Source organism: Vibrio sp. 99-70-13A1 (assembly GCF_013114625.1).
Lineage (GTDB): Bacteria > Pseudomonadota > Gammaproteobacteria > Enterobacterales > Vibrionaceae > Vibrio.
Genome location: NZ_VTXD01000013.1, coordinates 19,799 through 35,753 on the forward strand (window position 1 = coordinate 19,799; position 15,955 = coordinate 35,753).

Genomic DNA, 15,955 nt, shown 5'->3' on the forward strand with positions numbered 1-15,955 from the left:
TGCTATTTACCTTGTAGTGAAACCAAACGAGCCGGGAATTGGTAAGAATCGTAATTATCTGAAGAATCAACATCACCAGAGTAGATCTCTAGCGCACTGATATAACCTCTGTCACCACCAAGAGTACCAATTTCGTTGTAGTAGAAACCGCCCTCAACCGTCGATTTTGAGTAGATGTTGTAGATAATTGACTGGTTCCACACTGAGCCAATCTCTGTGTATTCACCACCAATACTTTGATGCGGGAAGTACTTATAAGTTAGACCGTAAGCCTTACCATTTGCGTGAGTTTCCGTTTCACCAAAATCAAGCAAGTTATAGAACTCGTGGAAAGTAGGTAAACGCCAGTCTGATTTACCACAAAGGTTGATTGAGTTGATATGCTCAACATAATCTTGAGTAGTACAAACGTTATCGCCTGTAGTCTTACATGTTGCTAAATCCACATCTTGGTCATAAGGCGTCACTTTACCTGGAAGTTCTAGAGCAAATTGACGATCTTTATGCTGCATTGAATTTTCATCGTCAGTTTTAGATTCCCAAATTAAGCCACTTCGCTCATCAAGAACACAAGACCACTGAGCCGCTTCATCTGCGAGAGTCTGACCATTTTCATCCAACTTGATAAACTTAAAACCATTACCAGATTGCGCATTTTTTTCTGTGGTATCAAAACCGTATTCAGCATCTTGACCTGGGAAGCTGTCTGGCTGGTCAACAACATCTTGAGTATCGTCTGCATCCGTGAAGTACAGAGTTGCGCCTGTATCATTTAACTCTGTCGAGCCTTTCATCTCGCCAGTAATAACGTTCGAGAATGCCGAAATCTCATCATTCGTTAAAACACCACCAACAAAGTCGGTTGTCGTCTTATCAAATTTTTCACTCAATTGTGCCAGCATGTAAGCACGGTACGTTTTATCAAACACTTTAATCGATGAAACCACATTCTGCTCTAAGCTTGCTAACTCAGAATCAGATAGGTGATCTTGAATATCACCTGAAATAGTCACGCCTTTAGCTGCCAGCTGTGCTTTTAGTTTACTGTTGGCATTCTCTACGGTGTAACCATCTAAAACATAGCCAGCAAGTAATGAACTAATACCATTAATTTCATTACCCGTTGTCTTTTGCAGACCCGGAGCAGCGATGTAAGACAAAGACGTCTGTACACCATCTGCGTTTTTAACCGCTACACCTGTGTCTAATTCCACCAATAACGGCAGTGACAGCAGCGCTTTTTTCGTGCTCGTTAAGCTAAATTCGCCATTAGCATTTGCTGTTGTCGTCGGCTCACCAGCATCACAGGTAAAGCTTTCATTTAAGTCAGAACAAACCTTACTTTCTAAAGCAACATTCTGAGCAGTGATCTTACCTGCAACGGTATAAGTAGGTGCAGAAGTCTCGGAACTGCCCGAACCTCCACAGCCCGCAAGAGCCAAAGACATGGCCAAAATAGTCAATTGTGGTTTCATAGAGTTATCTTCTTATTGTGTTTTTAAAGAACATTTTTAAAACGTGTGTTTTTAAAGAGCGTTTGGTAAATAACGACTTTGTGTTGCCTAAAAAACTTGTCAGGCATAACAAATTTTTTGGATTTATCACTCGACCTAGCGAGAGAAACAGCATCAATACGAGGATCAATGGTGAACTTCCTCCCCCAGAACTGCTCGATGAAGAAGCCTTAGCGGCCGCATCACCACAGTCATATTCTGAAACCATGCCGACAGCCCAGCGATTCAAGTGACCTGATTCACCCATCACGTAATCACCAACCTCTAAGCGCCAAGTGCCATTGCTCGGCTCATTGGCAAAAGCATTAAGCAGTGCGTCATGTTTGAAAGTGAAGAAGCTGTTGAAACCATTAGTTCGAGTGGGTTGATGCTTCAGTAAATCAACGCGAGTACCGCGTGGAGAAATTAATGTCACGGTTAGATCGGCAAGCCTTGGGTGATCGATATCTAGGTAAACACCAAACTGCTCCCCTACCGATTGAACCGAATCATTCAAAGTGAAGTTAAAAGTCTTAAAGCCTATGATTGGCTGATTAGATGAACTCAATTTGCTATCAGGTAAAGGGCTGTTCACTTCTTTCAGTGGAGAATTCAGTGTTGGAATCCCATAGATCAGATCCAGTTGGTGCTGCCAGCTCAATTTCTTCAACGCAGCGTTATATTGGTAATCTAATGATGTGTTCATCGCGATAGATGAGCCACAAACTTGACCAATTGGTAAAGCCGTTTCTATAGAGAACTGATTAACGGGCTGACTTGTAAAAGCTTTTGTTGATCCGGCAATGTCAATTTCACCTGCAACCTCAGCTTGTCGAGAGGTTGGATACAAGTCGACAGTCAATGACTTTTCTGGATGAACATAACGCGATGCTATTTCAACGTTAAATGGTTCAATGATTAAATTATGAATCGCAAACTTTTGCTTTAAGATTTCAGTATAACGACGCTCAGGGTATAACTCTTGCGCCACAAACACGGTATTTTCCGCTAGGTCATGCATTTTCAAGCCACGACCTAATCCAAACATGGACTCAAGTACTATGGTGTCAAACTCTTGAAAGGCATCTTGCCCATACAATTCAACAGAGCTTTTTAACGCTTGGAATAACGGTGTAGACCAAAGCTCATCACCTAACTCTCCAGCCACACTTTCGTGAGGTCTATATTCAGCATGTTGAAAATAACGTGCTCGTTGGTTCCATAAGCTGCGGGTAGTATTGCGGACACCAAAATACCCATCCCAGTTGAACACGGTATCGATCTCAAACTCTTGCCCTTGAGTTTGTGCATTTTCAAACTGAGTGCGGAAACTGAAGCTACCAGCCCAGTAATCACCAAAACCTTCGCCTATTGCGCCAGTGTGTCCATAAGCCCAATCCTTAACGATTTGGTAATGAATCCCATGACCAAGCTCATGAATAATGACATCTGCATCTAAGGCATCAGGTGATCCACCAGCAATACCAAATAATGCTGCTTTCGGTCCGTAATAATAGGTAGAGTTATCCGCCGATAAGCCTCTTCCGTCAAACTCTAACGGCTTATCAAATAAGGGGAAACCAAGTTGATTTAAGTAGAGTAACGATTGGTCAAGGTGCACAAATGCCATCACTTGAGTGAATCTTTTGTCTTGCCAATCTAATTGTTTCAACTCAGCTAAACTTGCGAATGTCGTCACTCCTTCTGCAGGAAGGAAGTTCTGGCTATCTCGGCTGACGGTTTCACCCGTATTTTGATCCACAGTCACCAAAGCCACAGCATCTACCTGTGAAACACGGCTGTTAGTCAGATAAATACCGTCAGTGTGACTCAGAACTTCCACACCTTTTGAAATGTACTGCGGTGTGTGAGGGTATTGGCTAATGTCTGTCAGCAAGCTTTCAGGCGGTGCGCTTCTATGCATCGTTCTTAAGTCGGGGCTAAAGATGCTAACCTCTGCTTGAACAACTTGCCCACTGGCTAAAGTCGGCGGTCTTTCCGCTTCCAACTGACGAGGAACTTCAAGTTCACCGGCTGTGGTTGGTAGACCATTGCGTATTACCGTGTCTTCAAGGCTTTTGAAAACACGTGACACTTGGTGGTCGTTATCCGTCGTCAGAATAACTGTTCTTTGCTGCTGATAAACGCCATTTTCGAACACATCAAAATTGTAATGATGACCAAGCTTAGATTGGTTCGAATAACGAAATTGCAAGCTACCCACACTAGGATAGGCTTGCTCTAAGTAAGTTTGAGCTTCCTGTTGATTGGCAACTAACGTATTACCTTGAGGGTAATCCCACTGCGCCGCAACACTGGGTAGTGAAGCCAATAAAATGGCGACACATAAAGGTGATTTGATCATACTGAGCCCTTAAAACACATACTTAGCATTAACCGTGAAATAACGGCCCGGCTCTGTCGAATACAGCTTTTCGTTGTTGTCGATACCCGCTACATCTTGGTAGCGAATATATTCTTTATCGAACAGATTAATGACGTTCGCACTAAGGTCTAAACCAAAGTCCCACGCATAGCTCATTCCCATATCAACACTTGCCCAGCCCACCGTCGTAGCACAATCCGTTACCATGCCAATATCGTTCTCACATTCAGGCACTTTATCCATAGCTTGCGCCCAGCTCACCATCGTATAAGCCGAGAATGCTTGGTTGTCATAGGTGACTTCAGCGTTACCTTCCCAAGGTGTTATGGTTCGAATTTTCTCTCCGTTACCGTCTTCTCCATCCACAAAACCAACTTGAGTACTGGCTCCCCAATTTTCTGTAAATTGATGCGCGACTGACGCCTCAATGCCATGAGTCTCGACTCCACTTACATTGCGGAACTGTTTGAAGTAGTTGCCGGTATCAGGATCAGGAGTGAACGTGATTTGTTCTACACCAATAAAGTTTTCGAACTTTTGGTAGAAAACCGCAGCGTAGAATTGAGTACGACCGTTATCGTATTTGCTGCCTATTTCAAATGAATCACTGGTTTCAGCTTCTAAATCCATGTTCGGAATAATTTCGAACGGTGCGATAGGCACGAATTCATGATTTTGATAGCCATAAATTTTGTCGTAAGCCGGAGCGCGGAAACCATGGTTGTATGAAACATAAGTATTGAGTGAATCCGTTAATTGATAACCTACGGACAGGCTTGGTGAAATTTCACTGCTGCTCTTTTCTTTTACTTCATAACCACTGATAGAGCCTTGCGAATCAGGCTTTAACTGATGAACATCAAAACGCGCACCAGCAGTTACCGTCCAACGGTTGATTTCAATGGCATCACGAATGAAACCTGCAAAATTATATTCTTGTGCTGGAACAAACGGCACTTTGCCGCCAGTCGACGTCCCATTCCAATCCAAAGTGACTGAGCTACTTGGTCGTTCATAACGGCTGACGTCTAAGCTCACGCCATAAGACAGTGTGTGCTGAGCACCTTTAGTATTAAACGAACTGATAAAATCCGCATTAGCCCCAATAATTTGGTCGGTAAAGTTACGGCTATCAATCACTCTTCGTAATTCAAATACGTTATTGTTCGTGCGAGACATCAAACGATTAGTGACGTCGTGATTGGTCATATCGCGCCAATACACTTTTGCGTCTAACTCTTCAAACCAAGAATTCAAAGGCAGGTATTCCAAACCCGCAGATACTGAAAACGTCTCGGTATAAGCTTGCTGATCAAAGTCTTCGATGTCCCAGCTATCATCCGTTTGCAGCTTTGCGGGACCTTCTTTTTTGCCTAGGTTTTCTTTGTAATATTCAACGTTACCCTTCAGCATCAGAGCATCGCTTGCCCAATAATTCAGCGTGTAAGCACCACTGACCCCATCAACTGAGCGGTTATATAAGTCTTCATTGTAGTTGCGCGTTTCTTCACCATCCCAATATGCAAGGCTAATTAGGCTTTCTACATTACCTGAACGGAATGCAAGGTTCGTAGCGCCTTTATACTTATTACTAATCCCCGTATAGGTTCCTGAAACATCGCTATAAAAGTCGCTATCTTGTAAGTAATCACCCGGCTGCTTTGTTTTAACAACGACAACACCACCAATAGCACCAGAGCCGTAAACTGAAGAGCTTGCCCCTTTGATAACTTCAATGCTTTTCACATTCGACATATCAAATGAGTTTCGACCTACCTTGTCATTATTGTCTTCAGCGCCAAAGCCATCAGACGATTTAATGCCATCTTTAACCACAACAATTCGGTTGCCAGTCATGCCTCGAATCGTAATATTTTGAGGTCGCCCCGCACCACCAGTCACAGAGACGCCTGGCTCACCTTTCAAAGAATCGTACAGTTCGGTTGATCCTTTCTTTTCGAGTTCTTCGCCATTGATAACCGCGACAGAGCCAGCCACTTCAGATAGGGGCTGCTCTATTTTATTTGCGGTAACAATCACTTCTTCAAACTGATAAACCTCAGATTCGGCGTGCACGATGTTGGCAGCAAGTACACTAAGTACTGCCGCTGAGATAGGTGAAAGCTTCATTTACTGCTCCGCTTTATTATCTTGTTGCTGTGTAATGGATAGGAAAAATGCGTATTCAAACGCTTGTTGTGATAAAGATTGACGACGATCGGTTGAATGACCTTGATTAAAATTCGTCGATAAAAAATAAGGACCGGATCCAGTGCTGGCTGAACGCAATTTCTCGAAATATTTTGCGCCTTCCCAATAAGGCACTCGCCTATCGTGCAACCCAACTTGAACCAATGTTGGAGGGTACTCTTGAGGAACAATATTCAAATAAGGGTCATAGGCTTTCATCATTGCAAGTTCTTCAGCGATGTTAGGGTTGCCCCATTCGCCGTATTGCTGTGCAGTTAAAGGCAGTGTTTCATCAGACATACTATTCACTACATCTACAAATGGCACTTTTAGAATTGCCGCATCAAAGGCGTTTGGATCTTGATTCAAAGCAGCAGAAACCAAGGTTCCACCAGCACTTGAACCCATCGCATAAATAGGACGATCGCCTTGTTTATAATGCTTCAATGACTTTGCCGACGCGACGAAATCAGAAATAGAATTAAGTTTGTTGGTGCCTTTACCTTCTTGGTACCAAGCCTTGCCGTTATAACCACTGCCGCGAACGTGGGCGATTGCGTAAATCATCCCTTTATCTAATAGGCTGATAATTTGAGGCATAAAATACGGCTTCATTGTCACGCCATAAGCGCCATAGCCATAAAGTAAAACCGGCGACTTTTCAGTAAGTTGGTCTTTACGATACGCTAAAGTGACGGGTACCCACTCATCACCATTTTTAATTAAGACTTGCTCGGTGTGATATTCAGCCGTTTTGAAGTTTGGATACGCATCTTGTGAGAACACTTCACGCTGTAAAGACTGCGTGTTTAGTTTTTCCCATTTAGCAGGTTGGATCATAGACATACTGCGAATGTGCAGCTTATTACTATCGAAATCACCCACTTGACTAACCCAAGCCACTTGACCGGATTGAGCCAGCTTTTGAGTCTCCGTAAGTTCACCCTTATTATTGATGAAGTTAAGGTATTGATCAGACCCACTTTCGGTTACGGCAACAACGCCAGAAGCGAACCAGTAGAAATTGCTAACATGAGTGTCACCTCTTGCTTCCAGTAAAGGCTGCCATTGTGAAAGCGGCTCAATAAGTGTGAACTCAGGCGATTCTGAGTCAGCTGATGTCGAGTTAGCTAAGTACAGTTCAAACCCTGAACGCTCATGGTTACTGTTTATATAAAATTGATTACCAAATTTATCCGCGTAGTACTCGACTCCCGCTTGTCGTGCTCTGATCGGTTTAGAAAGCTTTCCTGTTTCAAGGTTCAGTAAGCGCTGCTCACTACTGCTGTCACTGTTTGATTGAACAAGTGAAAATTTCTTGTCACTGGTTAAGTAAGTCGACACCAACCAAGCTGTATCAGATTCTTGAAAAATGAGCTTTTCAGAGGCACTTTTCAGCTCATACTCAACCACAGCAAAGGGACGAGTCGTCTGTGTTTCCTGCTTGATAAGAAAGAGACTTTGCTCATCTAAAGCCCAAGTGACTGATGCTTCAACCTTGCTTGCCAGTTTAGTGATAACACCAGAATCTAAATCGACAATACTTACTGTGTATTGCTCTGAGCCATCAAGGTCTTCGGCGATCGCCAGTTGAGTTCGAGATGGACTAAGCGCCCACGCGCCTAGCTGATAGTAATCGAATGTAGTGGCACGTTTGGCGATATCAAAGAGTTCGATTTCATCGGCCGAACCAACTGGTCTAGACAAGAGCTTACGAGACTGTACTGCGTATTCAAAACCGCTTATTTCTCGCCAAGGTTTCTCAGAACGTACGGAGGTATTTTTTCGCCATTCGTTAAGTAGAGCATCGCTAAAAGGTTGAATTTGAGCTTGGTATTGCTGCGTTAAATCGTTCTCTTTCTTGAGGTAATCCAAGACTTCAGTTTTCTCACGGCTGTCATCTCTCAACCACGCAAGATTATCTTCAGATAAAACACTTCCTGAAAAAACAACAGTCACTAACAGCGCTCTAATGAGTTTCATAAATAAAGCAAATCCATACGTCAATTCCATAAATCGAGCGTATATTGCACCTAAATAATAATGAGATCAATTATCATTTTCATTAATTAGTGACTTGCGTCGCGATTTTTATCTCATTTATGATCGATATAACAGTTTTTTATCTTGATACAATACTCCTACATTCCACTAATCATTTCTTAATCAACTCTCATAAATTGAAAATAAACATTAAATATCAACATCTTAAGTTGAAAAATCAAAACAAAAGATATTAGTACTCACAAGATTAACTTTTAATTTATTCATTTTCTGTTGCATCAAAGATCAACACTAGTTCTGAATAAAAACTCTAAACATATAGCCATTTCCCCACCTTAATTTCGTTGAAACTCAGATGTTAGTACCAGTAAACGCACTAATAATTTTGAATGAGTTGACAGTAATTTATCGATGAAAGATATAGGTCATACCAGTTCGAATTGATTGTTTATAACGACCAACGAGCTATGCCAATACCGAGCTATATCCAAAACAACAAGAAGAATGACTAATATGAAGAAACTAACAACGTTAACCGCTACATTGGGAATGGCTTTTGGAGCATTCGCGGCGGAAGAGATTCCAGTAACTCCAGAAAGTATCACCGCAGCACAGGTTATGAAGACCCAGACTGCTGAGACTTATACTTACGTGCGCTGCTGGTATAGAACAGATGCAACACATGACTCCCCAGCCACCGATTGGGAATGGGCTGAAGATGAAAATGGTGATTATTTCACTGTCGATGGTTATTGGTGGTCATCAGTCTCATTCAAAAATATGTTTTTCAGTGACACTCCACAAAGCCAGATAAAGCAACGTTGTGAAGATACACTCGATTTACAGCATGATACCGCCGATATCACGTATTTTGCCGCCGATAACCGTTTTTCTTATAATCACTCAATTTGGACAAATGATAACGTTTTTCAAGCCAATACCATCAACCGCATTGTCGCTTTTGGAGACAGTTTATCTGACACGGGTAACTTATTTAACGGCTCTCAATGGATATTCCCCAACCCAAATTCATGGTTTTTAGGGCACTTCTCAAATGGATTAGTTTGGACGGAGTACTTAGCCAAAGACAAAGATATTCCTTTGTATAATTGGGCGGTCGGCGGAGCAGCTGGCACTAACCAATACGTCGCTTTAACTGGGATCTATGACCAAGTTACGTCTTATCTGACTTACATGAAAATGGCGAAAAACTATCGCCCAGAGAAAACACTTTTCACTCTGGAATTCGGCTTAAATGACTTTATGAATTACAACCGAGAAGTGTCTGATGTGAAAGCCGATTTCAGCAGTGCCCTTATTCGTTTGAGCGATTCTGGCGCAAAAAACATTCTTCTGTTTACTCTACCTGATGCAACCAATGCACCGCAGTTTAAGTATTCAACTCAAGAAGAAATTGTGAAAGTAAGAGCGAAGATTAATGAGTTTAATTTGTTCATTAAAGAACAGGCGGCGTACTACCAGTCTAAAGGTGAAAACATCGTTCTTTTTGACGCGAATGCGCTCTTTACCAGTATGACAAATGCCCCTGAATCACATGGTTTTAGAAATGCGAGCGATGCTTGTTTGAATATCCAACGCAGTTCTTCAATCGATTACTTACAAAGCCATAGTTTAACCAATGATTGCGCAGCGTATGGGTCGGATAGCTATGTTTTTTGGGGAGTGACTCACCCAACAACGGCGACTCATAAATACATTGCTGACAATATCTTAAAAAATTCGTTCTCTACCTTTCACTTTGAATAACTTGTTAGCTTATTAGCTTATTAGCTTATTAGCTTATTAACATGTTAGTACTTTAATTTGAGAACTCGCTTGATTTATCCTGTATAGAGAAGGGACTGCAGAAAAACATTCTGGGTCAGCGAAATCATCAATATCAATAGACTAGTGCAACCACATAAAACTCCCCTTAAACAAAGTGTTTAAGGGGAGTTTAGCAATCAGCAGGATATACCACTCCGCCAGCTTCTCTTCTCTTCTCTTCTCTTCTCTTCTCTTCTCTTCTCTTCTCTTCTCTTCTCTTCTCTTCTCTTAAGCATCATTAATTGCTGGTTCCCTGTGAACCTAAAGTAACATTAATAATTGTTAATCTAAGCACAACCCTTTGTTAATCCTTACCCAAGTAAGCTCTTTGATAACAATTAAAATCCAAAGAGGACTGACGGTGAATATATTAGGATACCTACAAAAAATCGGTAAGGCGCTAATGGTGCCAATTGCGGTGCTGCCTGCTGGCGGCTTAATGCTTGGTTTAGGCTACGCTATCGACCCAACAGGCTGGGGAGCTAACAGCGCCCTTGCGACTATTTTGGTTTATGGTGGCAAAGGCATCATGGACAACCAAGCTTGGCTATTTGCGGTGGGGGTTGCTTACGGGCTTGCCAAAGACAGCAACGGTGCTGCGGCTCTTTCTGGTTTGCTTGGCTTATTGATCGTTGAGATGATCGTTGGCAACATTGCGGTGATCTCGCAGATAACGGGCGTCCCCGTTGATCAGATGAGCAGCTCGGAAGTGATCGCTTCCAAAGCATCTGTCAGTGCCTTTACTGGTATTATGATGGGCTTAGTGGCCGCTTCTCTCTATAACCGTTTCCACACCATTAAGCTCCCTGCCGCTCTCGGCTTCTTTGGCGGCAAACGTTTTGTGCCAATTGTGACCTCTTTAGCTGCTATCTCTATCAGTTTGATCATGGTTTACGTCTGGCCAGTCGTATACGGCGCGTTGGTTGATTTCGGAATCGCGATTTCAGACATGGGTGCAGTAGGTGCTGGTATCTATGGCTTCTTTAACCGCTTGTTGATTCCTATTGGTCTCCACCATGCACTTAACCAAGTGTTCCTATTCGACCTTGTTGGCATAAACGATATCTCAAAATTTTGGTCTAGTACGGGCGAGTTAGGCGTTACCGGAATCTACCAAGGTGGTTTCTTCCCTGTAATGGGTTACGGGCTTCCTGCTGCATGTTTAGCGATGTACCACTGTGCACTTCCGGAAAACAAGAAGAAGATTGGCGGTATTCTTGGGGCTTCTGCACTTACGGCAATTTTAACCGGTGTAACAGAGCCGATTGAGTTTGCTTTCATGTTCGTGGCACCTGTTTTGTACCTGATTCATGCATTTTTAGCTGCGATCTCGCTATACATTGCTGCAAGCATGCAATGGATTGCTGGCTTTACCTTTAGCGGTGGTCTCATCGACTTTGTTCTGTCCTACAACCTGCCATTGGCAATGAAACCGTACATGCTGATTGTGCAAGGGTTGTGCTTCTCTGCAATCTACTACTCTGTATTCCGCTTCGCGATTGTAAAGTTCGACCTTAAAACACCAGGTCGTGAAGTTGAAGAAACGGTTCAGGTTAATGCTGTTAACACCAACGAAAAAGCCGCGCAATATCTTAAAGCTTTGGGTGGGCATGCCAATCTAACCAGTATCGACTCATGCATTACGCGCTTACGTCTTACGTTGAAAGATGCAACTCTAGCCAATGAAGCGACACTAAAGGCGATTGGAGCTATGGGCGTCGTTAAAATTGGAGCTAATAACTTGCAAGTCATTGTTGGTACGGAAGCTGAAGAAATTGCCCATGCAATGAAGCAGATCCCCGAAAGCCAAGACTTAACAGCGATTGCATTACCAAACTAGCGACCTAGCGACCTAGCGACCTAGCGAATGCTATTTCAATATTAAGGCTCAGCAGTATCAATTTGTTGAGCCTTTTTGATCATGAGTTAAAAGTTAAAAACGCTATATGGGATTAACCCGCTAACGTTCAAAGTAGATCCTTGCCCTCAAACCGCAGTTACCATCACACAAGCTATCATCATATAAACGACCACCGTTTGGTTGATTAGCGCCTGAGTTATTATCACGTAGAATCAAGTGAGCATTATGTCGTTTAACCACCGCATCGACTAAAGACAAGCCCAACCCGTTACCTTGTTCTGTACGGCTTTTATCCGCACGAAACATTGGGCGACACACACTCATTTTGTCGCTCTCAGAGATCCCTATGCCATTGTCTGCGACCACAACGCCAAAGTGATCAATTATCACCTCAATATCTCCATGATCAGGCGTGTATTTCACTGCATTCTCAATCAAATTAAACACCGCGCGAAACAGTAAACTTTTATCTCCCTGAACCTCACAAGGCTGATCTTGACGGCAAATTAAACGTTGCTGCTTCATGTCTGCAATAGGGCTAATAAACTCAATGGCATCATGGGCAACTCGACCTATATCAACCGCTTCAGTCGCCAACTTTGTTTGTCCGCTATTCAACTTTGCAATTTCTAACATGCTATTGAACAGCGACAAAATAAGTTCAAGCTCATCATGGCAAGCTGAGAGCTGATCGCTTTGTTTAACGGTCAGCTTTTCATCAGACAGTATCTCTTCTAGGCGTAGCTTTAAACGAGCCATCGGCGTTCGCATATCGTGAGCCATACCCACCGTCAGTGACTTAAGTGACGCTTCGTTCTTTGCCATTTGTTCAATCATGAAGTTTAGGTGAATAGCCAATATATCGAACTCATCATCTTGTTTCGACACCGCTATTTTCACATCTCGCTCTCCGCATAAGACACGATTCATAGCACGATTCACTCGTTCTAAACGTTTTAAAATCAATATGGTAAAGAACAAAGCAGCTATAAGCATCACCGCTACAGGAAGAATGATTCCCGAAAAGACAATCGGAATTAGAGATTTTTGATAGGCTTCAACCGCGTGATGATCTATTCCTATCACGAGCTGGTGCGTATCTCCGACTAAGATATTTGCAACGCTAGAAGGTAACGTTCGAATGGGATAAGTAGGGTTATTAGACACTGGCTCTGAACGTTCAGTTAAGCGATAGTAAAAACTGGTTTCTGATGCTCTTTTTGTGGCGAGTAGCCTTTCAACATCTTCTTTGCTCTGCTTCGCCACAAAGCTAAACTCTGCTGACTCATCTTGAAGTTGTTTCACCAATTGCTCACGGTGAAATGCATCTGAATCTTTATAAACTTGCCGTATTACGATGACATTCACGACCGTGATTAACACAAAGACACCTACTAACGTCTTGAAGACCGATGAACGGGTCAGTGCATAATCATCGACGAAGGACATAGCCAGCCCCTCTTACTGTATGCAAAAGCCCAGAACACCCAGCCTCTTCTAATTTTCTTCTTAAGTTGGCGACATGAACATCAATCACGTTGGTTTTAGGGTCAAAGTGGTAGCTCCATATCGCCTCAAACAAGCGCATTCTCGAGACTACCTGCTCACTGTGTTCTACAAAGTACTGAATGAGCTGAAACTCTTTCGGCTGCAAGGTAAGTTCTTGTTTATTACATACGACACGGTGAGCGCGTAGATCAACCTCTAAGCAGTCATAACTCAAGGCGTGCGTGGTCACTGGCTGCTTGTTGTTACGGTGGATAATAATATCGACACGAGCAAGTAATTCAGCCAAAGCAAATGGCTTAATTAAGTAGTCATCGCTACCGGCTTGAAGCCCGTCAACTCTATCTTCCACACTGTCCATCGCACTCAATATAAGAACAGGTAAGTCTTCCTGCGTTGCTTTAATAGCCGAAAGCACTTTCATGCCATCTAAATAAGGGAGCATTCTATCGAGGACGACCAATTGATATTCAGCGCTCAAGGCCATCATTAAGCCTTTCTTACCATCTTCCGCTTGGTCAACTGCATAACCATGCTCTTGCAGTCCCTTTGCAACAAACTCTCTGGTGGTAGTGTCGTCTTCGATGATCAGTATTTTCACTGTATGCCCTCGTATTTAAAGGATAATTTTATCGTAAAGGTGCGGCTGAGATAGAGAAAAAAGAGAGGCTCGCGTGACTAATGCGAGCCAGTTACGGTTTAGGGGGTAAACCGTGTCTAAATAAAATAGCGGAGCTTTATTGTATGGCTTGATTGAATTTTCATCACAAAAAAACAATAACACCTTATATTCACTGGCATTATGCAGTGCTTCTTATTTAGATTTCATTTTCAGATGATTAACGATAATTAATCAACATTTCTAAGATAATTAAGCCTGTAAATAACTGTTTTATGGTAAAGCGTGTACTCCAATATACCTACGACGTACATAACTGTACTTTGAGAGGAGGAGCGTGAATAAACAATGGGGAAGATGGGGAGAGTGAGGCTGGAACACTGGAAGATCGATATTACACGAACAAAAAACGGCCCTAAGATAGGACCGTTCCAATGAGTAGAATTCGCCACATAAAACTGTGCACGTCTTCCTATAGATTTAAACTGTTAACTAAGTAACCTGCCTAAACCAATCACTAAATTTACTCGTCATCCACTTTTGGAGCGACTTTCTTCTTAGGAATAAATACGGTATCACCCACAGCCACATTATTGTGGAAGCTCTTATCGCGTTTAACCGGTTTCTTCGGTGTTTTCTTCGCTTGAACTTTAGCTTTATCCTTCACAGGACCGCCTTTAGCAAAAGCAGGTTTGCGAGGCTTAATACCTTTGAATTTACCTTTCAAGCCTTCAAGAACAGAGAAGCTAAGATCTTGCTGCAGGTACATTTCAACACGCTTGAAACTATCCCAATCTTTAGGACCAACCAAAGAGATTGCATCACCTTTGTTACCAGCACGACCAGTACGACCTACACGGTGTACATATTCTTCAGTGTGCTTTGGCATATCAAAGTTGATAACGTGGCTCACGTTCGGAATATCAATACCACGCGAAGCAACATCCGTCGTAACAAGAATCTTAAAGACAGCACGTTCAAATTGGCTCATGATCGCATTACGTTGAGTTTGGTTTAAATTACCACTCAGAGCGACAGCTTTAAGCTTCTTCTCATTTAGCTTTTCAGTTAGGCGATCAGTATCCACACGAGTCGCTGTAAAAATCATTACCTGACGGTATTCAGCTTCTTCAATAATGCGGTCTAAAATTGCTTCTTTATGATCTAGGTGATCACATAGGTAGAATTTTTGAGTAATGTCTCGGTGTTCTTCATTAGAAACACCAATTGAAATACGCTTTGGCGTATCTAACATTTCACCGGCAATGCCATTCACTTCAGCATGATCTAGCGTAGCTGAAAACATTAACGTTTGACGACGACGGTGTTTAGCTGCATTTGAGATACGGCGAAGCTCAGGAGCAAAACCCAGATCTAGCATACGGTCAGCTTCATCCAGAATCAGTGTATCGACACCATCTAAGAATAAAGAGCGATGCTCTAGGTGATCCGCTAAACGTCCAGGCGTTGCTACGATAAAACGTGGGTATTTACGCAACGCTTTAACTTGATCGTTAAAGTTCTCACCACCAAGAATAAGAGCGGCTTCATAAGACAAACCACCCAGCATGCTGCGAAGTTCACCGTAAACTTGTTTAGCCAATTCACGGGTTGGGGCCAAAATTACACCACGAGGATCACGTGCAGAAAAAGCTTTCGATTTTAATGCTTTATGTATCATAGGTAATACGAATGCTAACGTTTTACCCGATCCTGTTTTTGATGAAGCCAATAGATCCTTACCAGCAATAGCCACAGGGATCGCTTGTTGTTGGATCTCTGTCGCTTTCTTGAAGTCGTAATGTTTTAAGTTCTTCAGTAAGCGATTATCTAAGCCTAAATCTTTAAAGTGCAAAGGACTCTCCAGTCTTGGTGATTTGATACAAAATTATTTTAACGTGACATGATACCGCGAAAGTACTTCTAATGGATAGAGATCACATAAAATTTATCCGGTATCTTTCCCCAACCTTTTGTTTACAGCCTTATGTTAATACTTAGCAAAGTCACCCGAAAAGAATAATCCCCTGTCAGCCTATTAAAAAATCTATCCGTAAATGTTCAAGAAA

General features: G+C 42.5%; 8 protein-coding genes and 1 pseudogene. 2 read left to right on the top strand and 7 right to left on the bottom strand.

The genetic code is table 11. The features are described from left to right. Positions 1–2: 2 nt before the first annotated feature. The 4 genes and pseudogenes from F0226_RS10210 to F0226_RS10225 all read right to left on the bottom strand — a co-directional run bounded on the left by F0226_RS10210 (position 3) and on the right by F0226_RS10225 (position 8,052). A complete protein-coding gene (locus F0226_RS10210; RefSeq protein WP_171735533.1) occupies positions 3–1,475 on the bottom strand; it encodes a DUF1566 domain-containing protein in 1,473 nt (490 codons plus the stop codon). Positions 1,476–1,614: 139 nt separating this feature from the next. Next, positions 1,615–3,858, bottom strand: a pseudogene (locus tag F0226_RS10215) (proprotein convertase P-domain-containing protein); the annotation flags it as partial. Positions 3,859–3,867: 9 nt separating this feature from the next. Further along, positions 3,868–6,009, bottom strand: coding sequence for a TonB-dependent hemoglobin/transferrin/lactoferrin family receptor (locus F0226_RS10220; protein WP_171735535.1), 2,142 nt, complete (start codon positions 6,007–6,009; stop codon positions 3,868–3,870). Beyond that, complete coding sequence (locus F0226_RS10225) at positions 6,010–8,052, bottom strand: prolyl oligopeptidase family serine peptidase (protein WP_171735536.1); 2,043 nt, start codon at positions 8,050–8,052, stop codon at positions 6,010–6,012. Between the two features lie 534 nt (positions 8,053–8,586). Here F0226_RS10225 and F0226_RS10230 point away from each other — a divergent pair. Further along, complete coding sequence (locus F0226_RS10230) at positions 8,587–9,840, top strand: SGNH/GDSL hydrolase family protein (protein ID WP_171735537.1); 1,254 nt, start codon at positions 8,587–8,589, stop codon at positions 9,838–9,840. A gap of 421 nt (positions 9,841–10,261) precedes the next feature. Next, entirely contained in the window at positions 10,262–11,740 is a 1,479-nt protein-coding gene (nagE, locus tag F0226_RS10235; RefSeq protein ID WP_171735538.1) for an N-acetylglucosamine-specific PTS transporter subunit IIBC, read from the top strand. 120 nt (positions 11,741–11,860) lie between these two features. On the opposite strand, the gene F0226_RS10240 is transcribed toward nagE, so the two are convergent. From F0226_RS10240 to F0226_RS10250, 3 genes are all read right to left on the bottom strand, one after another. After that, positions 11,861–13,210 (bottom strand): HAMP domain-containing sensor histidine kinase, encoded by a 1,350-nt coding sequence (locus F0226_RS10240; protein WP_171735539.1) that lies wholly within the window; start codon positions 13,208–13,210, stop codon positions 11,861–11,863. Further along, entirely contained in the window at positions 13,194–13,868 is a 675-nt protein-coding gene (locus F0226_RS10245; protein WP_171735540.1) for a response regulator, read from the bottom strand. Before F0226_RS10245 ends, F0226_RS10240 begins: the two co-directional genes overlap by 17 nt. 541 nt (positions 13,869–14,409) lie before the next feature. Continuing rightward, the gene (locus F0226_RS10250; protein ID WP_171735541.1) at positions 14,410–15,741 is read right to left on the bottom strand and encodes a DEAD/DEAH box helicase; all 1,332 of its coding nucleotides are present in this window, start codon (positions 15,739–15,741) and stop codon (positions 14,410–14,412) included. Between the last annotated feature and the right edge of the window lie 214 nt (positions 15,742–15,955).